This is a genomic window from Pseudomonas sp. FP1154, from assembly GCF_030687245.1.
In the GTDB taxonomy this organism is placed as follows: Bacteria; Pseudomonadota; Gammaproteobacteria; order Pseudomonadales; family Pseudomonadaceae; genus Aquipseudomonas; species Aquipseudomonas rhizophila.
In genome coordinates this window covers 2,850,346-2,862,638 of the sequence record NZ_CP117465.1, presented here as the reverse complement: position 1 = coordinate 2,862,638, position 12,293 = coordinate 2,850,346, and the positions used below count along the sequence as shown (strand labels likewise).

12 protein-coding genes are annotated in these 12,293 nt (G+C 59.8%); 6 read left to right on the top strand and 6 right to left on the bottom strand.

From position 1 onward, the window contains the following. Nucleotides 1-67 precede the first annotated feature (67 nt). The 3 genes from PSH91_RS12970 to PSH91_RS12960 are packed head-to-tail and all read left to right on the top strand — an operon-like array spanning nucleotide 68 to nucleotide 1,550. The gene (locus PSH91_RS12970) at nucleotides 68-568 is read left to right on the top strand and encodes a CinA family protein (protein ID WP_305468425.1); all 501 of its coding nucleotides are present in this window, start codon (nucleotides 68-70) and stop codon (nucleotides 566-568) included. Between the two features lie 9 nt (nucleotides 569-577). After that, a complete protein-coding gene (locus PSH91_RS12965; RefSeq protein ID WP_047226458.1) occupies nucleotides 578-1,096 on the top strand; it encodes a hypothetical protein in 519 nt (172 codons plus the stop codon). A 7-nt stretch (nucleotides 1,097-1,103) separates the two neighbouring features. Continuing rightward, complete coding sequence (locus PSH91_RS12960) at nucleotides 1,104-1,550, top strand: DUF421 domain-containing protein (RefSeq protein WP_047226459.1); 447 nt, start codon at nucleotides 1,104-1,106, stop codon at nucleotides 1,548-1,550. Nucleotides 1,551-1,618: 68 nt separating this feature from the next. Here PSH91_RS12960 and PSH91_RS12955 read toward each other — a convergent pair whose 3' ends face one another. Continuing rightward, nucleotides 1,619-2,476, bottom strand: coding sequence for an SDR family oxidoreductase (locus tag PSH91_RS12955; RefSeq protein ID WP_047226460.1), 858 nt, complete (start codon nucleotides 2,474-2,476; stop codon nucleotides 1,619-1,621). Nucleotides 2,477-2,642: 166 nt separating this feature from the next. On the opposite strand from PSH91_RS12955, the gene PSH91_RS12950 reads away from it, so the two are divergent. Next, a complete protein-coding gene (locus PSH91_RS12950; protein ID WP_139050310.1) occupies nucleotides 2,643-3,047 on the top strand; it encodes a VOC family protein in 405 nt (134 codons plus the stop codon). A gap of 86 nt (nucleotides 3,048-3,133) precedes the next feature. Here PSH91_RS12950 and PSH91_RS12945 read toward each other — a convergent pair whose 3' ends face one another. Further along, nucleotides 3,134-4,282 (bottom strand): MalY/PatB family protein, encoded by a 1,149-nt coding sequence (locus PSH91_RS12945; RefSeq protein ID WP_305468422.1) that lies wholly within the window; start codon nucleotides 4,280-4,282, stop codon nucleotides 3,134-3,136. 185 nt (nucleotides 4,283-4,467) lie between these two features. Here PSH91_RS12945 and PSH91_RS12940 point away from each other — a divergent pair, with 185 nt between their 5' ends. Beyond that, nucleotides 4,468-5,979, top strand: coding sequence for a methyl-accepting chemotaxis protein (locus PSH91_RS12940; RefSeq protein WP_305468420.1), 1,512 nt, complete (start codon nucleotides 4,468-4,470; stop codon nucleotides 5,977-5,979). Between the two features lie 31 nt (nucleotides 5,980-6,010). Beyond that, nucleotides 6,011-7,027 carry a hypothetical protein gene (locus PSH91_RS12935; protein ID WP_305468418.1) on the top strand — a complete coding sequence of 339 codons (1,017 nt, stop codon included), beginning with the start codon at nucleotides 6,011-6,013 and terminating at the stop codon, nucleotides 7,025-7,027. A 24-nt stretch (nucleotides 7,028-7,051) separates the two neighbouring features. Here PSH91_RS12935 and PSH91_RS12930 read toward each other — a convergent pair whose 3' ends face one another. The 4 genes from PSH91_RS12930 to PSH91_RS12915 form a co-directional block, all read right to left on the bottom strand. Continuing rightward, nucleotides 7,052-9,292, bottom strand: a complete 2,241-nt coding sequence (locus PSH91_RS12930; RefSeq protein WP_305468415.1) for a xanthine dehydrogenase family protein molybdopterin-binding subunit — start codon at nucleotides 9,290-9,292, stop codon at nucleotides 7,052-7,054. 12 nt (nucleotides 9,293-9,304) lie between these two features. Further along, nucleotides 9,305-9,778, bottom strand: coding sequence for a (2Fe-2S)-binding protein (locus tag PSH91_RS12925; protein WP_047226466.1), 474 nt, complete (start codon nucleotides 9,776-9,778; stop codon nucleotides 9,305-9,307). 185 nt (nucleotides 9,779-9,963) lie between these two features. Continuing rightward, nucleotides 9,964-11,283 (bottom strand): OprD family porin, encoded by a 1,320-nt coding sequence (locus PSH91_RS12920; protein ID WP_305468413.1) that lies wholly within the window; start codon nucleotides 11,281-11,283, stop codon nucleotides 9,964-9,966. A gap of 178 nt (nucleotides 11,284-11,461) precedes the next feature. Further along, complete coding sequence (locus PSH91_RS12915; RefSeq protein WP_305468411.1) at nucleotides 11,462-12,292, bottom strand: phosphodiesterase; 831 nt, start codon at nucleotides 12,290-12,292, stop codon at nucleotides 11,462-11,464. Nucleotide 12,293 lies beyond the last annotated feature (1 nt).

Below are 12,293 nucleotides of genomic sequence, written 5' to 3'. Positions count from 1 at the left end.
GTGATCAGAGGGAATGAATCCATACGGCCGGGGTCAATCCATCAGCATCCCTGAAGGACTGTATGCCATGACCATTGCTTGCTCCCTGGTTGATTACTTGCGTGAACACGAGCTGCGCCTGACGACGGCCGAGTCCTGTACCGCCGGCAAGATCGTCACCTTGCTGGCCGAAGTGCCCGGCAGTGGTTCGCTGATTGAAAGCGGTTACGTGGTGTATTCCCCGGAGGCTAAGCAACGATTGCTGGGGGTCAACCCATGCACCATCGACACCTTCAATCTCACCAGCCGTGAGGTGGCCGAGGAAATGGCCCTCGGTGCCCTGCGCGACGCCAATGCCAACGTCGCCGTGGCCACCACCGGCATTCTCGGGCCGGATGACATGGACGGCATTCCGGCCGGCACCGTCTGTTTTGCCTGGGCGTTCGATTTGGGTGGCGATCTGGCGCTGTTCAGTCGCCTGGAAAGGTTTTTCGGGACTCGCCACCAGGTCCAACTGTGGGCCGCCGAACATGCGCTCGTGCAGTTGCGGCACTTTCATCAACGCGCGCTGGCGGGTGAGCGCAGATAGGGGATCACCATGACCCATCCCACTGATCCCGAGGAATTGCGCAGCCGCCAGTTCCCGGTCCGCGAAGACATGGCCTACCAGCTCAAGGTCTGGCGTTTCGAGCGGGTGGGTTGGTACGTGTTGGTATTGCTGGTGATCCTGACGTTGCTTGGATTGTTCTCTCGTGGCCCGTTGAGCACCCGAAATGTACACAGCGCAGATGGCCGACTCGGCGTCGAGTACGAAATGTTCCACCGCAACGGTTCTACCAACCCCATGGTCATCCATCTGATGGGGCAGCCCAATGCCGTGCTGGAGGTGGAACTGGTCGGCCAGTGGCTGGAGGGTTTCGAGGTGCAAACCCTCCAGCCCCAGCCCGTGCGCTCGGCGAGTGCGGAGCGGGGCCTGAAGCTGTGGGTCCAGGCGGATGCCAAGGGAGAGGCCAGCCTTTATCTGTCACTGCTGGGTGATGGGCTGGGGCTCTATCACAGCCGTATCGACACGCCCGATGGCGCCACGGTCAGGTTCAATCAATTCATTTTTCCCTAGGTGACGTATGGACTCTGTGCTGCGGGCTGCCGCGATCTATGTGGCGTTGCTGGTACTGTTCAAGATCGCCGGGCGACGCTCCCTGGCAGAAATCACCACGTTTGATTTTGTCCTGCTGATGATCATCGGCGAGGCCACCCAGCAGGCGTTGCTGGGGGATGATTTCTCGTTGACCAATTCGTTGATGGTGATCGTGACGCTGATTGCCATCGATGTGGGCTTGTCGTTGCTCAAGCAACGCTCCCAATGGGTCTCGCAACTGATTGACGGCGGCCCGACCATTATTGTGGAGGATGGGCGAATACTGAAGGCGCGCCTGCGCCATGCCCGCTTGATAGAAGAAGACATCATGGAAGCGGCACGGTCGAGCCAGGGAATCGAGACACTGGAACAGATCAAGTTCGCGATTATCGAACGTAACGGCAAGATTTCGGTGATTGCCAAGGAGCCGTGAAGCCCTTCACATGATTCATGGCGAGGGCTACATCCCCTCGCCACAACAGTTGCCTATCATCGCTTGACTCACAGGATCGGCTTGCCGCCCGTAATCCCATACCGGGAACCGGAAATGTAGCTCGCCTCATCCGAAGCCAGCAGTACATAGATCGGCGCCACTTCCACCGGCTGGCCAGGACGACCAAGGGGCGTCTGGGAGCCGAAGTTCTGTACTTCTTCCTCAGGCATGGTGGCGACAATCAGCGGTGTCCAGATCGGCCCTGGCGCCACGCTGTTCACCCGGATGCCCTTGGGGCCGAGCATCTGCGCCAGACCGCCGGTGAAGTTGGCGATGGCGCCTTTGGTGGTGGCGTAGGCCAGCAGAGTCGGCTTGGGCATGTCGGAGTTGACCGAACTGGTGTTGATGATCGAGCCACCCGCCTTCATATGCGGGACGGCGGCCTGGCAGATCCTGAACATCGAGGTGATGTTGATATCAAACGTCCGCACCCACTCTTCGTCGGGGATGTCTTCCAGGTTTTCGTGGGTCATCTGGAACGCGGCGTTGTTGACCAGAATGTCGATATGCCCGAAACGGGCGACGGTTTCGTCGACGATCTTGCGGCATTGGGCCTTGTCAGCCAGATCGCCGGGCAGCAACAGGCATTGGCGGCCGGCCTGTTCTACCCAGCGGGCAGTCTCCCTGGCGTCTTCATGCTCGTCCAGGTAGGAAATGGCCACGTCGGCGCCCTCACGGGCGAAGGCAATCGCCACGGCACGGCCGATGCCGCTGTCGGCGCCCGTGATCAAGGCGATCTTGCTTTCCAGGCGTCCGGAACCGGTGTAGCTCTGTTCTCCGCAGTCTGGATACGGGTCCATCTTGCGTTGAGTGCCGGGCACCGGTTGGCTTTGTTTTGGGAACGGCGGGGTAGGGTAGTCAGTCATGACATTCTCCATGCTGGATGTGTAGTCGATGGAGGGTGGACTGTGAGCCTTCAGGCAGAGTTCGCTCGGATTCCGGGGCCGAGCGATGAGCGTGGTCCGAGCCCTTTTGCCAATCGCGAATCAGCATCGGCTAATGTTGGACGAATGCAGATAAGGAGCCGGACAGATGTTCAGTCACATACAGATCGGTGCGCGGGACCTGCCAGCAATGGTCGCGTTTTATGATGCTGTGCTGGGCTGCCTGGGGTTGGTGCGCCTGCCCAGCGAAAACGACTCGGGCCCGCCGGGAGAAGGCTGGCATCAACCCGGCAAGCGTTGGCCCCAGGTATTCGTGCAATTACCGTTCAATGGTTTGCCCGCGACCTGGGGCAATGGCATGCAAGTGAGTTTCGCCGCCGATTCGCCGCACACCGTACAGGCCGCCTGGGCGCAGGCCATCGCCCTGGGCGGCACCGACGAAGGCCCGCCGGGCCCGCGGCCCCAGTATTCAGAAGGGTATTTCGGGGCCTATTGCCGCGATCCGGAGGGGAACAAGTTGTGCTTTGTTTATGCGCCGGATATGGATGAGTAACTGAGCACTCTGTTTCTGGAGTGGACCTATTTGTGGCGAGGGGATTTATCCCCTCGCCACAGATGAGCTCCGGTCACCTGGAGAAATCAGCCCCTGGCCTTCAAGCTTCGCTCCATCCGCGCAATTCCTTCCCCCAGCAGCTTGCGTGGGCAGCCGAAGTTCAAGCGCACGAACTGCCCGGCATCGTCACCGAAATCCAGTCCGGCACTCAGACCTACCTTGGCTTGCTTCAGGAAAAAGCCCTGCGGGTCGTCCAGCCCCAATCCCGAGCAATCCAGCCAGGCCAGGTAAGTGCCCTGGGGCACGGTCATGGTGATGCCCGGCAGGCGGGTCTTTACGGCGTCGACCAGATAGTCGCGGTTGGCTTGCAGGTAAGCCTTCAATTCTTCCAGCCACGGGCCAGCTTCGCTGTAGGCCGCGCGGGTCGCTTCAAGGCCCAGGGCGTTGACGCTGTCGACCATGCCGGCCCGGGCACTGTTAACCCGCTCGCGGACCTTGGCGTTCTGGATGATGGCGAATGAAGTTTTCAGCCCGGCAATGTTGTAGGCCTTGCTGGCCGACATCAGGGTGATGGTGCGCTCGGCAATCTCCGGGCTGAGGGTGGCGGTGGGGATGTGCACACGACCGTCGAAGCACAGCTCGGCATGGATTTCGTCAGAGATGATCCAGGCATTCTGTTCCAGGCAGATATCTGCCACGGCCTTGAGTTCTTCCCGGGCAAACACCTTGCCCAGCGGGTTGTGAGGGTTGCTCAGCAACAACGCACCGCCCCCCTGCAACGCGTCACGCAGCGCGGCCAGGGGCGTGTGGAACTCGCCGTTGAGCGGGTTGAACGGCAGTTCAACCTTGTTCAGTTGCCAGTGAGCAGGGGCATTGCGCAGCGGCGGGTAATTGGGCACCTGTACCACAACGTTCTGCGCAGGCTCCACCAAGGCGTGCAGCGCCATGTTGAAGCCTGGTTCGACACCCGGCAGGAAGACGATCTGCTGAGGCTCGACGCGCCAGGCGTACTTGTTCCAGAGGTCCGCAACGATGGCGGCGCGCAGCGAGTCCTGGGCCACGCTGTAGCCGAGCATGGGGTGTTCGAGGCGTTTGTGCAGTGCGTCGATGACCACCGGCGGAGCAGGGAAGTCCATATCAGCCACCCACATGGGCAACACGTCAGCGGGGTAGCGACTCCACTTGGTGCTACCGGTACCGTGGCGCTCCAATACCGTGTCGAAATCGAAAGTCATGGGGGTTCCATCAGGTCTGGGAATGAGATGGCGAACATCATAAAGCAAAGATCAGTGAAAAAAGGAAGATGGCGTAGTGCCACTAACCAGGAGGAATCGGCTACAGTTCGATTCCGACACGCCGATAAGGCTTGAAGCCAGCATTGGTAACGGACCCTCCAAGCCCCCCGAAAAGGACAGCCCCCATGACATCGCCCGTGCGCTTTAACGATCACTACCGTAAAGCTGATCGCATCATGCTGGGGTTACTCTGGCTCACTTTTGTCTACTCCCTGTGCCTGGCCTTCCTGCACTCCACCTTCAGCCAGGCGCTGCTGATAGGGGCGACGACCTGTCTGCTGACCACCGTGCTTTATCGCGGCCTGGGCGGCACCCGGGCCATGCGCTGTGTCATCGCCGTGGCGCTGATGGTCATGGCCGCCTTGCACATCAATCAGACCCGTGGCGTGATCGAGTTCCACTTCGGGATTTTCGTACTGTTGGCGGTGCTGACGTTCTACCGTGACTGGCTGCCGATCATCGTGGCCGCCGCCACTATCGCTATTCACCACGTCGGTTTTCACTGGCTTCAGCACCAGGGTTATCCGGTGTTCGTCATGGCCAACCATGGCGGCTGGACAATGATTTTCATCCACGCCTTCTACGTGGTGGTGGAAAGCGTGATCCTGATTTACCTGGCGAACCAGAGCCTGGCCGATGCCACGGAAAACCAGGATGTGCTCGACAAAGTGCTGGCCGCCGCCATGCAGTTGAGCAGTGACACCCAGACCCAGCGCAACCGGGGGGACAAAGTCTCTTCGTCCGAGCGTTTCGATCATTTCCTGCAGCAGATCACCAACCTGGTAGACGGCGTGGTTCGCGATACCCGCAACCTTTCGGACTTGGGTCAGGACCTTTCTCAAGTCGGCCAGACACTGGAGCACGGCGCCAGGCATCAGCTCAATGAAGTGGCACAGATGAGCGGCGCGATTGGCCATCTGGTCCAGGCCATGGACAGCATTGCCGGGCATGTCGGCCAGACGGTACAACGGGCCGGCCAAGCCAGTGAACAGGTCAGCCGCGGACGCAGCACCGTTGACCAGAGCCGCGAGGAGATTGTCGAGTTGGCCGGTCGCCTCAACCTGACCAACGAAACCGTGCAAGGCCTGGCCGAGCAGGCGCAACAGATCGGCCAGGTGCTGGACGTCATTAACAGCATCGCCGAACAAACCAACCTGCTGGCCCTCAACGCCGCCATCGAGGCCGCCCGGGCCGGGGAGCAGGGACGCGGCTTTGCGGTAGTGGCGGACGAAGTCCGGACCCTGTCGCAAAAGACCTCGACGTCCACCACGGAAATCCAGCAGATCATCGCCAAGCTGCAACAGGGCAGCCGTCAGGCAGCCCTCGCCATGCAAGACAGCCAGGAAGGGGTACAACGCTGCGTATCGGCCAGCCAACTCGCCTCGCAACTGCTGCATGCAGTGGTAGAGGACATCGCGGCGATCAACCACTTCAACGACCTGATCGCCAGCACCACCCAGGAACAGTCCGAGGCCTCGAAGGGCATCAATGAGCGCTTGCAAAGTGTCCAGGCCGTCGCTGAGCGCAACGCCGATAACATTGGCATTCTGACTCGGAGCAGCCAGTGCCTGCCACCGTTGGCCGAACGCTTGGCGGTGTTGGGGCAGGCGTTTCATCGTAAAGGTGAGGCGGTTTGAGGTTCCACCAGCACACACAAGGAAGTTAGTTATGAGCCGCAATGCCCTTTACTACCCCTACATTAATTTGCCTCAGGATGCATGGAGTACTCGAGCGCTCCTGTACTGGGATGGTTTAGCCACCATCGTGCCCATGGAACACTTGAGAAATCCCGATGAGATGAGCTATTTCATGCAGGCCTTACTCGCAGAGGAGCTTGTTCGGCCGGTGGTTCCCGCACATCACCTCTATGGTTGCCCGGACTTCGCCCAAAATTTCATCACCTTCATGCAACGGCGGCATGAGGTCAGGAGACCGTGGCATCGTGAGGAACATCCCTACAGGTCTGTACGTATTCACGCTGAGAAGTTGGCAGACGTAACTGACTATCTGGTTCAGGCCGGACTGGCATCCGAAGTGGATTGGGGATGGTTCGATGTAAGGGAGGATGTAGCGAGGCAGTTCATGTTCTATCTCGCCGCATCGCTTGGGGCTGTGGAGGATGTAGATGCCGTACCTGTTACTGACAGTGTCGCTCACTTAGGACGCTACTTCTCAAGATTCAGTACCGACCGAAGACCGCATGTGCAAAAGGCTCGAGAGGTGATTCTGAACCATTTGTTGCCCATGCCCGCCGGGACGGTTTCTGTCGAACAGCTGTTGCTGTTCAAGAGGCGCTACGGGCATCTGCTTCCAAGATTTCGTTTAACAGTGGAACAGCACTGCGTGCAAGTTGCTAGTGTGGTAGATCCTCAGGAGCGAATCGAAAAGACTCGACTATTCATCCAGGAATGTCAGGAACAGCTTAGAGAAATCGAAGCAGCGATGAGACCCAGTTTCGGCGATATAGTTTTCACCTCTATTATCCCGTTAGTGGTGGCAGGCCTGAACATTTCCAATGAGGACAATGCACGCGGCTACGTAGCCGGCGCACTGAGTGTCGTAGCAGCAGCCTACGGATCGGTTTCAGCAATCCGCAAAGCGCGAGGGCTGGACGTACGCTTGCCTCTTGCGTACGTAGCCCATGCAAAGCGTTTCCCGCCGTTCGATCAACACTTCATTGAGTAAGCTGAACAACCTCTATCTGTCCCATCACGTCATCTTGAAAGGCAACTCACGCATTGGCTTGCCTGTCAGGCTGGCAATGGCATTGGCAAAAGCCGGAGCCAACGCCGGCAGGCCGGGCTCGCCCATCCCGGTGGGTGGTTCGGCGCTTGGCACGATGTGCACGGCAAACTCCGGCATGTCGGTAATGCGTGGAACGCTGAAGTCAGCAAAGTTGCTCTGCTGCACGACGCCGTCTTTCAAGGTGATGGCGCCGCCCGGCAGGCACATCGACAATCCCATCAGCGCGGCGCCTTGCACCTGAGCTTCAACACTGCGCGGGTTGACCACCAGGTTGCAGTGCACACCCGCAGTCACTTGGTGCAGCACCGGACGGCCACTCTGCACCGACGCCTCAACGACGTAAGCCACCACCGAACTGAACGACTCGTGCACCGCCACGCCCCAGGCATGGCCAGCCGGTAGCGGGCGTTTACCATATTCGCTCTTGTCCACCGCCAATTGCAGCGCTGCGCGATGGCGCGGGCTTTGATCGGCGAACAGCTTCATCCGATAGGCCACCGGATCCTGCTTGGTTGTACGGGCGATCTCATCGATCAAGGTTTCCATCACAAAAGCCGTATGGGTGGAGCCTACGCTGCGCCACCAGAGGATGGGGACGTTGACTTTCGGGTGATGGACCGTCAGGCGCATCGGCAGCGGATAAGGATCACGCATACCTTCCGTGGCGGTGGGGTCGATGCCGTTCTTCACTTGGCCACCAAACACGGTGCCGGTAAGAATGGATTGCCCGACCAGGGCGTGATCCCAGGCCAGTACCTTGCCGGCGTCGTCAAAACCGATGCGCGCGCGATGCAGGTGCATGGGGCGATAGTAGCCGCCCTTGATGTCGTCTTCCCGGCTCCAGAGCGTGCGCACAGGCGCGTCAAGCCCCTCAGCGCGGGCGGCTTTGGCCACTTCGCAAGCCAGCACGACAAAGTCGCTGGTGGGCACGCCGCGCCGGCCAAAACCACCGCCGGCCGTCTGCACGTTCAGCTGGATTTGCTCGGGCTTGAGATTCAATACCTTGGCGGCCGCCGCACTGTCGCCGCCGGGAAACTGCGTGCCGACCCACAGTTCGGCGCGTTCTTCGCCGAGCTGGACAGTACAGTTCAACGGCTCCATGGGGGCGTGGGCGAGGTAGGGGAATACGAACTCAGCTTCCAGTTGATGCGGCGCGGTTGCCAGCGGCGTCATGTCGGCATCGAAGCGCAGTGGACCAGGCTGGCCGGCCAGCTCCCGGTACTGGAGCAGTTGTTTTTCGCTGTCCACCTTTTCGACGGACGCCAGGTCCCACTCCAGCTTCAAGGCATCGCGCGCGAGCTTCGCCTGCCAGTAGCTATCGGCGACTACCGCGACACCTTCGGCGCCGCCGTCCAACGGCACGCGCAATACCGCTTTCACGCCCCGGGTGGCGCGTGCCGCGCTGTCATCCAACGAAGCGATTCTGGCACCGAACACCGGCGGGTGGGCGACCACGGCAGTGAGTTGCCCTGGCAGATGCATATCGATGCCGAAGTCCTGCTGGCCGCTGCTCTTGGCCTTGGCATCGATGCGCGTGGTGGCATGGCCAATGATGCGAAAGTCCTTGGGGTCCTTGAGTGTCACCTTTTCCGGCACAGGCAGCGCCATAGCGGCCTCGGCCAATTCGCCGTAGCTTGCCTTACGGCCCGCCGGGCCGAGCACCATGCCGGCTTGGGTGCTCAGGCTGGCCACGTCCACGTTCCAGCGTGCTGCCGCCGCCGAGAGCAGCATGGCACGAGCACGGGCGCCAAGTTCGCGGTACTGGGTATAGCTGTTCTTGATCGAATTGGAGCCGCCAGTGAGGTGTATACCAAAGATCGGATCCTGATAAGCAGCATCACCGCTGCCGTTGCGGGCTCGCACCAGACTCCAGTCGGCATCGAGCTCTTCGGCAAGAATCATCGGCAGGCTGGTTTGCACGCCCTGGCCGAATTCCAACCGGTTGATCGTCACGGTGACTTCGCCGTTGGGCGCGATCTGTACGAATGCCGAAGGTTGCTGATTCGGCTTGAGTGGTACTGCGGCGTCGCCGTTGGCCTCTTGCGCCAAGGCAAGATGAGGAAAAGCGCCCAAGGCCAGACCGCCGATGCCGACAATCTTGAGGAAACTGCGGCGGGGAAGGGTGGTAGGGCCGTCAGCCTGATCGCGCTCAAGCATGTGCTGTAAAGCGCGGGGAATCTCGTCTGGAAAAATCTCGTTCAACATGGCGAACTCCGGTCAGGCAAGGGTTTTGGCGGCATCTGCCACGGCAGCGCGGATGCGCGCGTAAGTGCCACAGCGGCAAATGTTGCCGGCCATCGCCGAGTCGATTTCGGCCGCCGTAGGCTGCTTGCCCTTGGGCTGGGCTTTGAGAAACGCTGTCGCGCTCATGATCTGGCCGCTCTGGCAGTAACCGCACTGCGCCACGTCGTGTTTGACCCAAGCCTCATGCACGGCGGTGCCGACCGGGTCGCTGCCATCTGTGGCCGCCTCGATGGTGGTGATCTTCTTGCCTTGGGCGGCGGCGATTGGCGTCACGCAGGAACGAATGGCCTGACCATCCAGGTGAACGGTGCAGGCGCCACACAGGGCTGCACCACAACCAAATTTGGTGCCGGTCATGCCCAGCGCATCGCGCAGGGTCCAGAGAATCGGGGTGCCTGGGTCTACGTCGACCGTATACTCACGGCCATTGATGTTGAGGGCGCTCATAGCGATTCCAGCTCCAGAAGGTTTGACTCTGGATAACTATAGGAAGCAATTCTGGGGGCTGGTTGCATAATCCGCGCGGATGATTGCCCAATCGTGCGAATCTGCCGACGTTGGGCAAGCGCTGATAAAGAGCCAGGAGCGTTTCACGCGAGTTCGACGCCCTGGCCCTGAATTGCGCTGGATGCTTACATCAAGGGAATGCTGTAACTCACGATCAGGCGATTCTGGTCCTGGTCGCGAGCCACTTCGCTTCGGGACATCGCGTTGCGCCAGCCAAAACCCAGGTTCTTCAGCGTACCGCTCTGGATCACATAGTCCAGGGAGATATCGCGCTCCCACTCACTGGCGTCCTGACCGCTGGCGGTCTGGATATTGTCGCCCTTGAGGTACATCACCGACGCCTTCAATCCCGGCACGCCAAGCGCGGCGAAGTCGTAGGCATACTGGGCGAACGCCGTGCGCTCACCCGCCTGGATGAACGTCTGAATAGTGCGGTCGGTGTAGAGATAAAGGCTGGCGCCGGCTTCGCCTTTACCCACCAAGCCACCCTGGTTGAGTTGAGCAAAGTTGCTGTCTTCGGAAACGCTTTGATAACCCGCGGTAATGGCATGGCCACCCAACGAGTAAATGAACGCCGCACTCCAGGTGTCGTTGTCGATTTCCCCGCTACCGTCCTTGGTGTAGCCGCCCAGTTTGTAACCACTGGCGCGACCGGCGGCGCTGCTGTTCTTGCCATCGGACGTGGTCTTGAAGTAGCGCAAGTCGGTTTTCAGCGAGCCGTATTCGCCCAGCGGCAATACATGCAACAAACCGGCGAAGTGCTGTTGGTAATAGTCTTCAAGATTGGCGTAGTAATACTGTGCAGTCAGGTCCTTGGTCAGTTTGTAGTCGCCACCGGCAAAGGTGAATTTGTTGCTTTCCTGGCTGCCGCCCGCAACGGCCAGCCCGGCGCGGTCACTCGATGCACGCCCGGTGGCGTGTTCCAGTTGGCCGGCGGTGAACGTCAGGTTGTCGATTTCATTGCTGGTGACTTGGCCACCTTCGAAAGTTTGCGGCAACAGACGGCCATCGTTGGACACCAGGATCGGCAGTTTCGGTTGCAAGGTGCCGTAACGCAGTTCGGTCTTGGAGACGCGCATCTTCGCCGTTGCGCCGAGACGAGCCCATTGGTCGGCAGCCTTGTCACCGTCGTTGGGAAACATCGAGCTGCCAACATGGCGACCCGCGCCGCTGTCGAGTTTCAAACCCAGCAGGCCGATGGCATCCAGACCAAACCCCACAGTGCCGTCGGTAAACCCGGACTGATAATTGAGCATGAAGGCCTGTCCCCATTCCTCAGTCTTCGAGGGCGCGGCGGTACCGTCACGGTTATCGTTGTTGAAGTAGAAATTGCGCAAGTTCAAGTTGGCTTTACTGTCGCTGACAAAATCAGCAGACGCCAACGGGCTCAAGACAATACACACGCCGCCGGTTAATAAACTCAGTACGTTGAATACAGCTTTCATCAGGACGAACTCCAGCGCGGAATCTTTGTTCCGGGCACAGTGAAAAGGCAGCAGGAAGCCCTCGGCCGATCACATGATTGGCCGATGCGTTCAATAACTCGTTAGAAAATCTTCAATGAATAGAGTGGGGTAGGGATTAAATCTCCAAAGCAGGTCATCAGTGAAAGTCCCTGGGTTATCAGTCGATCAATCCATGAGCGTCATAAAACGGATACGGTCCGGGATACTCGCCAAACACGCCGTTATGGGTCACCAGTGCCTGCCCATGCCAGTGATGCAGCAGATACCCCGGCGGTTCCAGATTGAAATGCGCGGGAGCGGTTGGCTGTAGATCCAGGACGATCTGATGTGAGGTACCGGGGCACACGCAACTCAGGCTGCCGCCGAAACGCCGTTGCATCGACCGATGCAAATGCCCGCACAGCAAGCGCTCCACCTGCGGGTGTCGGGCAATGACCTGCTCCAGTGCCGCCGCGTTGATGAAGGGTTCACGGTCCATATGGCCAATACCGCTTACAAACGGCGGGTGATGCAGCACCAATAGCGTCGGCGCATCGGGGCGACAGGCCAGTTGTTCATCGAGCCAGCGCAACTGGCTGTCCAGGAGCTGACCGCCATGGGCACCGGGGATGGTGGTGTCCAGGCCAATAAGACGTATCGGATGCTCCTCCACCACCCAGTCCAGGGGGGCGTCAGCCCGTATCGGCAGGTAGCTGTGGTCGGCAAATGCCGCCCGCAAATGCTCGCGATTGTCGTGGTTACCCGGCACCAGGTAGCAAGGCATGTGCAGGCGCGCCAGCTCAGGGTGCAGCGCGGCATATTCATCAGGGCGACCGAAGTCCACCAGGTCGCCACTGACCACCACGATGTCGGGACGCGGCACCTGGGTGTTCAAATGATCCACCGCACGACGCAATGCAGCGAGGGTATCGACAACGCCGTAAGTCAGTTTTTGTCCGGCTTTAAGGTGCAGATCGCTGATCTGCGCGATGAGAAACGGATGATTCAAA